16 protein-coding genes and 1 tRNA gene are annotated in these 14,782 nt (G+C 29.5%); 9 read left to right on the top strand and 8 right to left on the bottom strand.

From position 1 onward, the window contains the following. Nucleotides 1–2: 2 nt before the first annotated feature. A tRNA-Glu gene (locus tag PKV21_05480) sits at nucleotides 3–75 on the bottom strand. Between the two features lie 163 nt (nucleotides 76–238). Here PKV21_05480 and queG point away from each other — a divergent pair. From queG to PKV21_05445, 7 genes are all read left to right on the top strand, one after another. Next, complete coding sequence (gene queG / locus PKV21_05475) at nucleotides 239–1,048, top strand: tRNA epoxyqueuosine(34) reductase QueG (protein HOM26939.1); 810 nt, start codon at nucleotides 239–241, stop codon at nucleotides 1,046–1,048. Nucleotides 1,049–1,140: 92 nt separating this feature from the next. Beyond that, a complete protein-coding gene (locus PKV21_05470) occupies nucleotides 1,141–2,454 on the top strand; it encodes a phenylacetate--CoA ligase (protein ID HOM26938.1) in 1,314 nt (437 codons plus the stop codon). After that, nucleotides 2,455–2,886 carry a hypothetical protein gene (locus PKV21_05465; protein HOM26937.1) on the top strand — a complete coding sequence of 144 codons (432 nt, stop codon included), beginning with the start codon at nucleotides 2,455–2,457 and terminating at the stop codon, nucleotides 2,884–2,886. A gap of 136 nt (nucleotides 2,887–3,022) precedes the next feature. Next, on the top strand, nucleotides 3,023–4,519 hold the full coding sequence (locus PKV21_05460) for a sodium:solute symporter family protein (GenBank protein HOM26936.1): 1,497 nt from the start codon (nucleotides 3,023–3,025) through the stop codon (nucleotides 4,517–4,519). Continuing rightward, nucleotides 4,485–5,804: a phenylacetate--CoA ligase gene (locus tag PKV21_05455; protein ID HOM26935.1), complete on the top strand. Its 1,320-nt coding sequence runs from the start codon at nucleotides 4,485–4,487 to the stop codon at nucleotides 5,802–5,804. The genes PKV21_05460 and PKV21_05455 overlap by 35 nt, the downstream gene beginning before the upstream one ends. Further along, a complete protein-coding gene (locus PKV21_05450) occupies nucleotides 5,805–6,215 on the top strand; it encodes a hypothetical protein (protein ID HOM26934.1) in 411 nt (136 codons plus the stop codon). A gap of 18 nt (nucleotides 6,216–6,233) precedes the next feature. Further along, entirely contained in the window at nucleotides 6,234–7,535 is a 1,302-nt protein-coding gene (locus PKV21_05445; protein ID HOM26933.1) for an alginate export family protein, read from the top strand. A gap of 3 nt (nucleotides 7,536–7,538) precedes the next feature. Here the strand turns inward: PKV21_05445 and rfbB are convergent, their stop codons facing one another. The 7 genes from rfbB to PKV21_05410 form a co-directional block, all read right to left on the bottom strand. Next, nucleotides 7,539–8,531, bottom strand: coding sequence for a dTDP-glucose 4,6-dehydratase (gene rfbB / locus PKV21_05440; GenBank protein ID HOM26932.1), 993 nt, complete (start codon nucleotides 8,529–8,531; stop codon nucleotides 7,539–7,541). Then, entirely contained in the window at nucleotides 8,528–9,271 is a 744-nt protein-coding gene (locus PKV21_05435; protein ID HOM26931.1) for a sugar phosphate nucleotidyltransferase, read from the bottom strand. Before PKV21_05435 ends, rfbB begins: the two co-directional genes overlap by 4 nt. Further along, the gene (locus PKV21_05430) at nucleotides 9,268–9,723 is read right to left on the bottom strand and encodes a dTDP-4-dehydrorhamnose 3,5-epimerase family protein (protein HOM26930.1); all 456 of its coding nucleotides are present in this window, start codon (nucleotides 9,721–9,723) and stop codon (nucleotides 9,268–9,270) included. Before PKV21_05430 ends, PKV21_05435 begins: the two co-directional genes overlap by 4 nt. 30 nt (nucleotides 9,724–9,753) lie before the next feature. Beyond that, a complete protein-coding gene (locus PKV21_05425) occupies nucleotides 9,754–10,521 on the bottom strand; it encodes a TatD family hydrolase (GenBank protein ID HOM26929.1) in 768 nt (255 codons plus the stop codon). 73 nt (nucleotides 10,522–10,594) lie between these two features. After that, on the bottom strand, nucleotides 10,595–11,449 hold the full coding sequence (gene nadC / locus PKV21_05420; protein ID HOM26928.1) for a carboxylating nicotinate-nucleotide diphosphorylase: 855 nt from the start codon (nucleotides 11,447–11,449) through the stop codon (nucleotides 10,595–10,597). Further along, on the bottom strand, nucleotides 11,442–11,999 hold the full coding sequence (pyrE, locus tag PKV21_05415; GenBank protein ID HOM26927.1) for an orotate phosphoribosyltransferase: 558 nt from the start codon (nucleotides 11,997–11,999) through the stop codon (nucleotides 11,442–11,444). The genes nadC and pyrE overlap by 8 nt, the downstream gene beginning before the upstream one ends. A 156-nt stretch (nucleotides 12,000–12,155) precedes the next feature. Next, on the bottom strand, nucleotides 12,156–13,415 hold the full coding sequence (locus PKV21_05410; GenBank protein ID HOM26926.1) for an alginate export family protein: 1,260 nt from the start codon (nucleotides 13,413–13,415) through the stop codon (nucleotides 12,156–12,158). 333 nt (nucleotides 13,416–13,748) lie between these two features. Between PKV21_05410 and PKV21_05405 the strand changes: the two genes are divergently transcribed. Both PKV21_05405 and PKV21_05400 read left to right on the top strand, forming a co-directional pair. Beyond that, nucleotides 13,749–14,474 (top strand): type III pantothenate kinase, encoded by a 726-nt coding sequence (locus PKV21_05405; GenBank protein HOM26925.1) that lies wholly within the window; start codon nucleotides 13,749–13,751, stop codon nucleotides 14,472–14,474. Continuing rightward, nucleotides 14,464–14,782: biotin--[acetyl-CoA-carboxylase] ligase (locus PKV21_05400; GenBank protein ID HOM26924.1), on the top strand; the 319-nt coding region annotated here is incomplete at its 3' end. The genes PKV21_05405 and PKV21_05400, both read left to right, overlap by 11 nt.

Genomic DNA, 14,782 nt, shown 5'->3' with positions numbered 1-14,782 from the left:
AACGCCCCCAGCCGGACTCGAACCGGCGCTACCACCTTGAAAGAGTGGTGACCTAGACCACTAGTCGATGGGGGCTTTACATTCAAATTATTCTTAAAACAAATTTCTAATAATAGAATATTATACCTTATTAAAACGCTATTGTCAAAAATTTTATTTTGAGCGAAACTAAAAAAGTTGAAAAAAAGTAAAATTTAAAAAAATCTTGAAAAGTTTTAAAATTTATAGAAAGAAGAAAATGGATGAGATTAAAAAAAAGATAATAGAAATTTCAAAAAAGAGTAATTTTGATTTAATTGGATTTTCAAGATGTGAGAAAGTTGAGAATGAATTTATTGATTTTTATATGACATATCTGAAAAATAAGTATAATGGAGAGTTGGAATATCTTGAAAAAAATCTTGAAAAAAGGTTTAATCCTGAAAAATTACTTCCATCTGTAAAAACAATTATTTCTCTCGGTGTTAATTATTATTCCCAAATTCCTGAAAACTGTGTATTTCCAAGGTATCTGACAAAAATTGATTATCATAAGGTAATAAAAAAAATGCTGAAAGTTTTTATTGAAAATTTAAAAAAAGAAATAGGAAAATTTGAATACAGATTTTTTGTTGATTCTGGACCTATTTTTGAAAAATATTGGGCTAAAAAGGCGGGGAATGGTTTTATTGGTAAAAATTCTCTAATTATTAATAAGGATTTTGGTTCTTTTATATTCTTGTGTGAAGTTTTAATAAATGTAGAAATTGAACCTGATAAACCAGTAGAAAATCTCTGCGGAAAATGTAAAAGATGTATTGAAAGTTGTCCTACAGGTGCAATTATTGAAGATGGAATCATTGATGTGAGAAAATGTATATCGTATTTGACAATTGAAAAAAAAGAATTATCAGAATTTGAAAAGGACTTGATTAAAAAGGGAAACAAGATTTTTGGATGTGAAATATGTCAGGAAGTATGTCCATTTAATAAGAATTTAAAAGAAACGGATAAAGAAGAACTTAAGATTCCTGATAGATTGAAAAATATTGAATTCTCCGATATTTAAAATATTAATTTTTTAGAATTTAAAGGAACTGTCCTTGAAAAGAGAATTAAAAAATTTGACAAAAAAATTTTATATGATAAATTTTAAAAAGTATGGAATATTTTCAAAAAGAAATTGAAAAGATATCAGAGAAAGAATTAAAAAAAATACAATTTGAACGATTGAAAAAAGTTTTTAATTTAGCAAAAGAAAAAATTCCTTTCTATAGAAAATTATATGAAAAGGCAGGAATTAAAAATATAACATCACTTTCTGATTTAAAAAACCTTCCTTTTACAAAAAAAAGTGACCTGAGGGACAATTATCCGTTTAAAATGTTTGCATATCCACTTAAAGATATTTTTGAAATTCATGCTTCTTCCGGAACAACAGGAAAACTTACTGTTGTTGGTTATACAAAAAATGATATTGAGGTATGGAGTGAAGTTATGGCAAGAAGTCTGGTATGTGCAGGTGTAAAAAAAGGTGATATTATTCAGAATGCTTATGGATATGGACTTTTTACTGGTGGTCTTGGTGTTCATTATGGTGCTTTAAAACTTGGAGTAACAGTAATACCTATATCAACTGGTGGAACACAGAGGCAGTTAATGATTATTCAGGATTTCAAAAGTACAGTTTTGACATGCACACCTTCCTATTCTCTTTATATGGCAGAGGAAGCAAAAGAAATGGGAATAGACCCGAAGAAAACAACTATTAGAGTAGGGATTCTTGGAGCAGAACCATGGACTGAAGGAATGAGAAAAAAAATAGAAGAAGAATGGGATATGATTGCTCTTGATATATATGGACTTTCTGAAATTATTGGTCCTGGTGTAGCAATGGAATGTGAAGGAAAAGATGGACTTCATGTATGGGCTGACCATTTTTTACCGGAGGTTATTAATCCTGAAACAGGAGAAAATGTAGATGAAGTAGAAGAAGGAGAACTTGTACTAACCACTTTAACTAAAGAAGGTCTTCCAATGATAAGATATAGAACAGGAGATATAGTAAAGATAACCTATTCAGAATGTCCTCACTGTAAAAGAACAATGCCAAGAATAAGTAAAATTAAAGGAAGGATAGATGATATGCTTATTATAAGGGGAGTTAATGTTTTCCCATCCCAGATTGAGACAGTTCTGACAAAAATACCTGAAGTATCTCCTCATTATCAACTTGTGGTATCAAGAGAAAAATATCTTGATAAACTTGAGGTAAGAGTTGAAGTTACAGAAAAAACATTTTCTGACGAAGTTAAAAAACTTGAAGAATTACAAAAAAAGATTGAAAAGACAATTGAAGGAGTTATTGGTTTATCTATTTCGGTTAAACTTGTTGAACCAAAGAGTATTGAAAGAAGTATCGGAAAGGCAAAAAGAGTTATTGATTTGAGAAAGGAGTTAAAGGAGGAAAAATAAATGTCAATAAAACAACTTTCCATATTTTTAGAAAACCGTCTTGGGAGATTGAATGAAGTAATATCCCTTCTTGGGAAAAATAAGATAAATATCAGGGCATTATCCCTTGCAGATAAAGCAGACTATGGAATTTTAAGGTTGATTGTTAATGATAAAAAGAAAGCATTTAAAGTTTTAAAGGATAATAATTTTACAGTGGATGAGACAGATGTTATTGCAGTTGAAGTTGAGGATAAACCAGGAGGACTGGCAAAAATTCTTGAATATCTTGTAGAAGGAGGAATAAGTATTGAGTATGTATATGCATTTGTTGAAAAATCAAATAAAAAAGCGGTTGTGGTTCTTAAAACAGAAGATATTAAAAAAACAGAAAAAATACTGAAAAAAAATAAAGTTAAATTGCTTAAAGAAAGTGATGTAAAAAGAATTTGAGAGAAGTTATTAAAAAAGGAGGAATATGTTTGGACTTCCTTTTTTGACATTTTTAGTTTTTTTTATTTTTTGTCCTCTACTCATAATCCTTTTCCTTCTAATCTGGGCTTTAAAATTCAAGTAAAAGGAGAAAAAAATGGGTAAATTTTTTATAGTTATTATTTATCTTGTAATAATGTTGTATATAGGAGCAATTGCAAGTAAAAAAATTAAGAATACATCCGATTATATTGTTGCTGGAAAGACACTTGGTTTCTGGTTATTTGTTTTATTAATTCTTGGTTCTACAACAAGTGGTATGACAATTCTTGGAGTTACAGGTCTTGGTTTTGTTGCTGGATGGCCAAGTTTCTGGGAGCAAATTTTTGTTCCTTTAACCTGTGCAATTGCAATAACAATTTATGGATATAAAATATATTGTGTATGCAGGGATAAAAACTTTTTGACCTTACAGGATTACCTTTCTTATAGATATGAAAGTGAATCTCTTGTCAGATTTATTTCTTCTTTTGCTGTTCTTGTTACTTCTTTAATTTATCTTGTTGGTCAGTATACTGCCATCTCAATTGTTTTAAAATGGGCTCTTGGTATCGGTCAGATTCAGGCTCTTATTATAGGTACAATAATAGTTTTAATATATGTTCTGCTCGGTGGTCTTTATGCAGTTTCCTGGACAACCCTTTTTCAGGGAATAATAATAATTCTTGGTGTTTTACTTACCTGTCCATTTATAATTAAAAGTGCTGGCGGACTTACATATATAAACCAGACATTAGTAGAAATTGACCCGAATTATGTAAAAATTGCTTTTCCGCAGGTTCATCCTCCTTATGCTCCTTACGCCTTCTGTACTCCACTTTATATAATCTCTTTCTTCTTCTTACTTGCTCTTGGACTTGGTTCAGGACCTCATATAATAAACAATGTAATTGCTGTAAAAGATAAAAAATATTTTAAATGGTCAGGTCTTATAGTTTTTGTTATTTATCTTATAATTATGTTTCTTGTTAAAATTACAGGTATGGCTGTAAAAACACTTGTATATGAAGGAAAAGTTACACTTACAAAACCAGATGATGCTTTGCTTGCTGGACTGACTTATGTTTTTAGCGATAAATTTATGGGTTTTTTTGCCGTAATTATTCTTGCCGCAGTTATGTCAACAACAGACCGACTTTTACTTGTTATAGGAAGTACATGTGGCTGGGATTTTTATAAAAAACTTATAAATAAAAATGCAGATGATAGAAAAGTAACACTTATAAGCAGAATATTTATTGTAATTTTTGCTTTAATCAGTTTTGTTCTTGCGATAAAACCACCTCAACTTCTTGCTTTTCTTATCTGGACAGCAATAGGAGTTATGCTTTCAACTTTTGTTCCTTCAATTCTTTTCGGACTTTACTGGAAAAGAGCAAATAAGTATGGTGCAATATGTTCAATGATAAGTGGTTTTGTTTTTGCCTTTATTTTTGGCTGGTATTATAAATTTAAAAAACCACTTCCTTTTCATCCCAGTTTCTATTCATTTTTGATTTCTGTTTTTGTTATGATTTTTGTGAGTTTAATTACCAAAAAAACATCTCAGGAGATTTTGAATGAAACAAAAACAGGTCCTTTTATCAAATGTTGAATACTGGGACGAAAAAATAGAACTGGTTGAAAAAAGTAAATTAAAAGATATTCAACTTGAAGGTTTAATTTCTTCATTTGAAAGAGGAATAAAAAGTAAGTTTTACAGAGAAAAATTCAAAAAATTCAAAAAAATAAAAGATATTGAGGATTTTCAAGAATTACCCTTTACTACTAAATATGACCTTGTAGAAAATGACCCCTTTGATTTTATTTCAACTGATATTAAAAATATTGTAAGGGTTCACAGTTCTTCTGGTACTACAGGAAGGTCTAAATATATTTTTTACACGAAAAAGGATATAGATACATGGGCTGATATAGTTGCAAGATGTTTATATATGATAGGAGTGAGAGAAGGAGATGTTTTTCAGAATATGATGAGTTATGGACTTTTTACAGGAGGACTTGGACTTCATTATGGAGCAGAAAGGATTGGAGCACTTATAATACCGGCAGGAGCAGGAAATACAGAAAGACAGATAGAATTGATGAAACAACTTAAAACAACAGTTATTCACATTACACCGAGTTATTTATTATATATTGCTCATTTTATTGAGGAAAATGGTTTATCTCCAAAAAGAGATTTTAATTTAAAAATTGCAGTTGTTGGAGCAGAACCGCATTCAGAAAGTACAAGAAAGAAACTTGAAAACATTTTTGGTATTAATATTTATAATTGTTATGGACTTTCTGAAATGAATGGTCCTGGAGTTGCTTTTGAATGTCCTTTTAAGGATGGTTTACATTTATGGGAAGACCAGTATTATATGGAAATTATAAATCCAAAAACAGGAGATGTTTTAAAAGAAGGAGAAGAGGGAGAACTTGTATTAACGACTTTAAATAGAGAAGGGATGCCTTTGATAAGATACAGGACAGGAGATTTAACAAGAATTATAAAAGAAAGATGTAAGTGTGGAAGAACTCACAGAAGAATACAGAGAATTAAAGGAAGAGCAGATGATATGTTTATTGTAAAGGGAGTTAATATTTTTCCATCACAGATTGAGACAGTTATTATGGAATTTCCAGAAGTTGATAAAAATTACCAGATTATAATTGATAGAAAAGAAGGGCTTGATATTTTAACTGTTCAGATTGAGATAAAAAGAGAATTTTTTAAAGGAGATATAAATGAATTGAGAAACTTGCAGGAAAAAATAAAGGAAGAATTAAGGGAAAAGATACTTGTGACTCCTGTTATTGAACTTGTTGAACCAGGGAGTTTACCGACAACAACAGGAAAGGCAAAAAGAGTTATTGATAAAAGGAGATTATAAATGGGAAAACAGATATCAATTTTTGTTGAAAATAAACCAGGGAAAATAAGTAAAATAACAGAAGTCCTAAGTAAAGGCAAAATAAATTTAAAAGCAATGACAATAGCAGATAGTGGTAGTTTCGGAATAATAAAAATAATGACAGATGATAATCAGAAAGCATATGAAATACTTAAGGAGAATAATTTTCTTGTTTCTTTACAGGAAGTTGTGGTTGTTGAAATCCCTGATAAAGTTGGTTCTTTTCATAAAATTGCAAAAATTCTAGAAAAAGATAAAATAAATATAGAGGATGCTTACGGATTTATTGTACAGGAAGGAGTTAAGGCAGTTTTGATTCTGAAGGTTAAGGATGTAAAAAAAGTTGAGGATGTTTTAAAGAGTAAAGGTTATAAAGTTATTCAGTTTTAAAAAAGAAAGGAGGTTTTTATGAAAAAAGTTTTATTTTTATTTGTGTTATTGAGTTTTTTTGTTTTCAGTGAAATTAAGTTTGATTATGGTTTTGATTTAAGATTGAGAGAAGAGTATCTTGGTAATATTTTTGCTCCGGTTGGTAAAGATGATGACAATTATTTCAGAGTTAAAGCATCTTTATGGGGAAAATGGAATTTTGGAGAAAATAATGTAATCTTTATAAAATTTTCAGGAGAACCGAGATTTTACCTTGAAAGAGGTGGTTTTCTTTCAAGAGAGAGATACAGGTCAGATGATGAATTCATTTTTGAAAATCTTTATTTTGAATTTAAAAAAATTTTTGGTTCTAATTTTGATTTGAAAATAGGAAGACAGGACTTTTTAGGACAGTATGGAGAGGGATTTATAATTCAGGAAGGAACACCAGGGGATGGTTCAAGGACTTTTTATTTCAATGCATTAAAACTTACATATCATTTTAATGAAAAAAATTTAATTGATTTTATTTACTATAATGACCCGAAAGAAGATTTTATGCCTATAATAAATAATAATCATAAATCTCTTACCAATTCTGATGAAAAAGGCGTAATAGTTTATGGTAAATTTAATCCTTTTCAGAATATAAATCTTACACTTGAACCATATTACATCTATAAGGACCAAGGGACATACACTATTTCTTATACTATTCCAAATCCTACTATAATACCAGCACTTGAATTTAATACATTTGGAATTAGAAAAGTTTATAGTTTTGACCCATGGAAATTAAGAGGAGAAATTGCATATCAGTGGGGAGAATATGAAAATGGGACTGATAAAAGAGCATGGGCTGGATATGCTTTTTTAACAAGGTCTTTCAAAGATGTAAAATTTTCACCTTCAATTGATTTAGGATATGTTTATTTATCAGGAGATAAAAGTGATACACTCAAAGATGAAGGATGGGACCCTGTTTTTGGAAGATGGCCTTGGATAAGTGAATTATTACTATATTATTATTTCTATGATGGAGAAATAGCAAAATTCACAAACTATAATTTATGGAGAGCATCTTTAAATCTAATTTTTTCAAAAAATACAAATTTAGCACTTTCTTATAATTATTTCAGAGCAAATGAACCACCGGTAAGTTCTCCTTTGCTTGGAACTGGAAAAGAAAGAGGCCATCTTCCAACTTTAATTTTAAGGCATAAATTTACACAGAATATTTCAAGTCATTTCTGGTTTGAGTATTTTGTTCCCGGAGATTATTATTCACCTAATAGGAAAAATTGTACATTTGTTAGATGGGAAATTTCAATGAGATTTTAAGTTTTATAAATTATAGATTTTTTTATAATGTGAAATAAAAGAACTTGATTTTTTAATATTGTGCCACCAGTTTTTATTTTCAATATACCATTTGACTGTTAAATTTATTCCTGTTTCAAAATCAGTTTCTGTTTTCCATCCAAGTTCTTTTATTTTCTCACACCTTATACTGTATCTTCTATCATGACCCGGTCTATCATTAACAAATTCAATTAAACTTTCTTCTTTACAGAGAATTTTAAGTATTTTTTTTGCGATTTCTATATTTGGAATACTGAACTCTGAACTGACATTATAAATTTCTCCATCTTTCCCTTTATGAAGGACAGTATCAATTGCTTTGCAGTTATCAATTACATAAATCCATTCTCTTCTATAAAGTCCATCTCCATAAATAGGAAGTTTTTTATTTTCAATTGCATTTGTTATCATTAATGGTATGAATTTTTCTGGATACTGATTTGGTCCATAATTATTGCAACTTCTTATTATATTTACAGGTAATTTATATGTTTTGAAATAGGATAGAGTAAGTAAATCAGCACCACCTTTACTTGCTGAATATGGATTTGAAGGATTTAAAGGAGAATTTTCATCAAAACTTTCTTCCTCAATACTTCCATAAACTTCATCTGTGCTTATCTGAATAAACCTTATTTTTTTCTTTCTGCAAACTTCAAGTAAATTAAAAGTTCCAAAAATATCTGTTTTTAAAAAATCTTCTGGTGAATAAATTGCTCTATCGACATGACTTTCTGCTGCAAAATTTATAATAACATCATATCCATTTATAAAATCTTCAATATCTCTATCACATATATCCTTTTTTAAAAAATTGTAATTTGGATTTCCTTCCACCCCTTTAAGATTTTCAAGATTTCCTGCATAAGTAAGTTTATCTATATTTAAAACTTTATAATCAGGATATTTATTAAGTATATACTTTATAAAATTTGAACCAATAAAACCAGCACCACCAGTTATTACTATTTTCATCTTTTCTGAGCCCCGTCCTCCTCCTTAATTTTTTGTGCGACAAGTATATTTGCTCTTAAAAGTGAATCAAAAGTTCCTGCATCTGTCCACCATCCTTCAAGAATTCCATAAGTTAGTTGTCCTATTTCAAGATATTTATTATTCACATCTGTTATTTCAAGTTCTCCCCTTTCAGATGGCTTTAATGTTCTTATTATATCAAAAACCTGACTGTCATACATATATATACCCGTAACAGCAAATTTTGATGGTGGTATTTTTGGTTTTTCAATTATTCTTACTATTTTTCCATCCTTTATTTCAGGTACTCCAAATCTTTCAGGATTTTCTACTTCCTTTAATAAAATTCTTGCTCCTTTTGGTTGTTTTTCAAATATCTCAACTTCCTTTTTTATACTTTTCTCTATTATATTATCTCCAAGAATAACAACCATTTTATCTCCATCACAGAAATGTTCTGCAAGTGAAAGAGCATCTGCAATTCCGCTTTCTCCTTCCTGATATACAAAACTTAAATGTGAAAGACCAAATTCTCTTCCATTTCCAAGTAATTTCAAAAAATCGCCAGCAGAGTTTCCTCCTGTAACAATAAGTATATCTTTTATTCCAGCATCAACAAGTGTCTGAATTGGATAATATATCATCGGCTTATTGTAAACAGGAAGAAGATGTTTATTTGTTACTTTTGTTAAAGGGTATAAACGGGTTCCAAGTCCTCCAGCAAGAACAATTCCTTTCAATAATTCCTCCTTTCCCAGTCATAAGGTATTTCAGGAGTATTATATGGTAATCTTAATTCATCTGGTTTTTCATAATTATAAACATTTGTAGGTATATTTAAAACAATACACTCATTTTCACTTATACACTTAAAACCATGCCAAATAAGTTTTGGAATATGAATTAAAACAGGGTTATAATCTCCAACAAAAAATTCATTTATTTTTTTATATGTTGAACTTCCTTCTCTCAAATCACATAGAACAATTTTTGCCATCCCTTTTATAACAGTTATATTATCATCCTGAAATCTATGTGCATGCCATGCCTTTACAACCCCTGGATATGCAGTTGTTATATAAACCTGTCCAAATTCAGTAAAAATATCATCATCCCTCCTTAAAATCTCCATCAATCTTCCCCTTTCATCAGGAATAATTTTTAAAACCTTTATTTTAACACCATCTATCAATTCCATTTTTATATTTTACCATAAACTTTTTTATATTTTTAAGAAAAAATTCAAAGAATTTTCAAAAATTATATCTGCTATTTTTCCCTCATTTTCTCCTTTTAAATCTGCCAGTTCTTTAACAATATACTTTACCATAAATGGTTCATTCCTTTTTCCTCTGAAAATTTGAGGTGCAAGAAATGGAGCATCTGTTTCAACCATAATTTTTTCAACAGGATAAATTTTCGCTACTTCTTTCACATTTTTAGCATTTTTAAATGTTAGAATTCCTGTGAAAGAAATAAAAAATCCTCTTTTTTTACAGTATTCAGCAAGTTCATTATCTCCTCCAAAACAGTGAAAAACGACTTTTTCAGGAATTTTTACTTTTTCAATCATTTCTATAAGTTCATTTTTACTTTCTCTCTGATGAATTATTAAAGGAAGGTTATATTTGCCTGCAATTTCAATCTGTGCTCTAAAAAAATCTTTCTGTTTTTCTTTATTTTCTTTTGAGTAATAATAGTCAAGACCTGTCTCTCCAACTGCAATTACTTTTTCTCTTTTTGCAAGTTTTTCAATTTCTTTTAAATCCTCAATGTCATAATCTGAAATATCAAGAGGATGAATTCCAACAGATGCAAAAATAAAATCATATTTTTCAGCAATCTCTATAACTTTTTTACTGCTTTCAATACCTGTTCCAACATTTAAAATATATTCAACATTCTGATTTTTCGCTCTTTCAATAACCTCTTTTCTATCATTATCAAACTGTTCAAAGTCAAGATGGCAGTGAGTATCAAAGTATTCCATTTTTTTATTTCTTCTGTACTTTCCATATTAGAAAGCATATTATTCTTTCTTTAAGAAAAATTTTTGAAAATTTTTATATCGCCTTTTTAATTTTTAATGAAAAATCAACTGCTTCTGGAGAATGTGTGATATACCCAATAGAGACCCTATCAATATTTAATTTTTTCAATATTTCTATCTTTTTTAAATCAATATTTCCACTAACTTCAATTTCACAATCTTTTTTCCCTTTTTTAAACTCACAGAATTTTCTTACATCATCTATATCAGAATTGTCAAACATAATAATGTCAACTCCTTCTGAATATGCACATACCGCCTCATCATAATTTTCAACCTCAATTTCAATCTTATATTTCCCTTTTGTATACTCTTTTGCTTTCTGAATTGCTTTTTTTATTGCTGAAATTTTATCAATTTTTTCTTTTTCCATTAATGCTTTTATATGATTGTCCTTTATTAAAATCATATCATAAAGACCTTCTCTATGATTTTCTCCACCTCCCATTTTTACAGCATATTTTTCAAGAAATCTTAAATTCGGATGTGTTTTTCTTGTATCATATATTTTGAATTTTCCTTCTGTCTTTTCAACAAGTTTTCTTGTTTCTGTTGCAATTCCTGATAATAACTGTAAGAAATTTAATGCAGTTCTTTCTCCTTTTAACAATTCCTTCACAGGTCCAATAACTTCACCAATTTTTGTTTTTTTACTAATATAATCTCCATCGTTATATTTAAAATTGAATTTGAAATCAGGAGAAAGGAATAAAAAAACTCTCTTGAAGACCTCAATGCCACATAATAATCCTTTACTTTTACATACTAAATCAGCAGAGATAAAAAAATTTTCATCAAAAATCCCATTCGTAGTTATATCTCCATTTCCTATATCTTCTTCCAGTGCCTTTCTTATTATTTCATCCAATTTGTACGAGTTCAGACCTCGTAAAAATAGGTTCAAGTTTGTATCCTTTTTTTGCAATTATTTCTTTTGCTCCTTCTTCTCTGTCAACTATGCATATAACCTTCTTTACCTTTGCTCCAAAATTTTCAACTGTACTAATTGCTTTTATAATTGAAGAACCTGTTGTTGCGACATCATCAACAATTGCAACATTCCATCCTTTTTCAATATTCCCTTCAATAAGTTTTCCCATTCCATGCTCTTTCTGAATATTTCTTACTATAAAGGCATTTACTGGTTTTTTTTCAATAAAACTGATTAAAGAAACTCCACTTACTATAGGGTCTGCTCCAAGAGTAAGTCCTCCTATTGCATCTATATCTTCATTTTTTATTATTTCAAAAATAATTTTACTTACAAGATAAATTCCTTCAGGAGATAGGGTTATTACTCTACAGTCAATATAAAAATTGCTCTTTTTTCCACTTGAAAGAACAACTTCTTTAAAAAAAACCCCTTTTTCCAGAATAATCTTTTTTAATCTTTTTTTAAGTTCTTCATCCTGTATCATATTTATCCCTTTTTCTTATTTATTTTACCATATGAAATTTTTTAATAAAGGTCTATTTACTAAAAAATGTGAGGGATAAAAAAACAAAATTAAAGAAGGATAAAATAAAAAACCCCGGCTACCAAAAAGATAGCCGGGGTTTGATTTCTGTATCAATTAGAAAGCAACTTTCATAGAAGCAATAATCTGCCATGGGTCTGCAAGGTCTGCATTTTCAAATAAATCTCCACCAAAAAGTTTTCCACCGCAGATACCAAATGTAAGGTCTTCTGAAATTGCCCATTCAATTCCAAGGTCAACTTCAAATCCGATATCTTTTGTTCCTGCAACTGGTTGTATAAACCTATCCCAGTATGCATCAATTGAAATTTTTACTTTTTCTGCAGGTTTAAAAGAAATTCCTAAATTGATGAACTGAGCATTTCCGCTTTCTACATAGTCAAATCCATTGAAAGTATCATAAGCATAAAGGATTGGACCAATTCTTGAACCAGTGTTTGATGGAAATACAAGTCGCCATCCTTCATCTTCATTGTCTGTATCTTCATCGTCTGCTGAATATCTTGCATAGTTTAACTTAATTGTTGGTTCCATGGCAGTTGCCATTTTGTATTCAAATCCAGCAAGTAAAGCCCAACCACTGAAATCTACTACATCATCATCTCCAAACTGTTTTGCAAATTCTGCTTTCATTGAAAGTCCTTCAACCGCTGGAATTCCTACAACTGCTCTTACACCAACTGTATCAAGTGACATATTGTCTTCTCTAATCATTTCTTTTACATAGTAAACATCAAAATTAGCAACCTCAGCAAGTTTAAATCCAAGATTCAAGCCATAAAGGTCTGTATCCTCTGTATCATCATAATATTCTTCATCTATTTTGCTCATGAAAGCAGTTATGTTTAAAGGCATAGCACTTGCAGCATAGTCCAATCTGATAGCATCAAATGCTTTTCTGAGTCCAAGGTCAACTGCTGCAAGGTGTCCAACATCTGGATACATATCTGCTCTAAAACGACTTCCTACAACAAGTCCTTCTCCCAGTTGAATTTCCTGTCTTCCAACTGTAAGAGAAAGTCCTGGTGTAAGAAGGTCTGAAACTTTAATGTAAGCAAGGTCAAGAAGAATTCCTTCAAAGTTTCCGTATTCCCAATCTACATTTCCCCATACATTTTCATTAATCACTCTAATCATTGTAGATACATTATCAGTAAGGTCTACTGAAACATAAACTCTTGCTGCTGTCTGGAAAGCATGAATTTTTTCAGTATCCCATGCGTCAAAATCACCTCTTAATATTCCATAAACAGCAATATCTCCACCAACTTTTACATTCTCAACAGCGGAAAATGCAGGTGCAATTAAAGCAACTGCAAAAACCGCTATCAAGATTTTTAATATTCTACTTCTCATTTTTACTTCCTCCTTTTGTTATCTATAACTTATCCTTTTCGGGACAAATCTCTTTTCCTTTGTTTATGCTCTTCTTCTTTTTCTGACTTTCTGCCTTTTTGTTTTTTCTTCACCTCCTTTCCGGCATTTTTAAAGTCAGGAAGAAGTAGCATAAACTCTTTGTTTATTATACCTTTAAATTTTCAATCTGTCAAGTTTATTTTATACTCAAATTTTCAAATTTGTCAAGTTTAACATATTCAATTTTTATTTATACACATCTTTTTATTTTTGTCAAGAGGAAATTAAAACTTGAAAATTTTATGTTTTTGGTTTAGATTTTATTTAAAGAAAATGAACCTTACAATTGATATTGGAAATAAAAGAATAAAAGCAGGTGTATTTAAAGGAAAAAGAATTTACAGATTTTTTTCCTGTTTGAATTCTGAATTTGGAAAAATATCCTTTCCAGAAGATTGGAAAAATTTTAAAATAAAAAAATGTGGTATTTCATCTGTTTTCCCTGATTTGAATTTTTTAGTTGAAAAAGAGGTTAAAAAAATTTTTAAAATTGAACCATTGTTTTTGAATTATAAAATCTGCGGTATGAAACTTAAAATAAAAAATCCTGAAAAAATAGGTATTGATAGAATTGTTAACTGTAAAGGTGCTTCTGAAATTTTTGGTTGGCCTGTTATAGTTATTGATATCGGAACTGGTTTAACAATTGATGTTGTTGATAAAAATAAATTCTTTATAGGTGGTTTTATATTACCAGGTCCTGAATTGTGGATTAATTCTTTAAAAAATACTGCTTTAATAAAGGAAATAGAAGAAAAAAAATGTAGAAGTATTGGGAAAGATACATCTTCTGCCATAAACCTTGGACTTCTTTATGGAATATCAGGAAGTATTGAGAAAATAGTTTCAAAGATTAAAAAAGATTTTGAAACTTCAAATGTTGTTCTTACAGGTGGATGGAGTGAAAAAATTTACAGACTTTTGAGTTTTGAAAAGAAATTGAGAAAATATTTAACTCTTGAAGGAATAAATATAATCCTTGATGAATATGGAAATTGAAGGTTATCCAGTTTATTTCTATAAAGAAGTTACCTCTACAATGGATATTGCTAAAAATCTGATAAAAGAAAATAAAGAGGGAATTGTTGTTGCTGAAATTCAAACAGAGGGAAGGGGAAGATACGGAAGGAAGTGGCTGTCTCCTGAAGGTGGTTTATATTTTTCATTTGTTTTGAAAAAAAGCAAAATTACTGATTTTCTTTCAGAGATAATTTCATTAAGTTTGGTTGAAACAATGAAAAATTTTGGAATAGAAAATTGCAAAATAAAGTTTCCAAATGATATAATAATAAATGAGAAAAAGATAT

Source organism: bacterium (assembly GCA_035371905.1).
In the GTDB taxonomy this organism is placed as follows: domain Bacteria; phylum Ratteibacteria; class UBA8468; order B48-G9; family JAFGKM01; genus JAMWDI01.
Note: the sequence above shows the minus strand (reverse complement) of the source record. Positions and strands in the feature narration are given on the sequence as shown.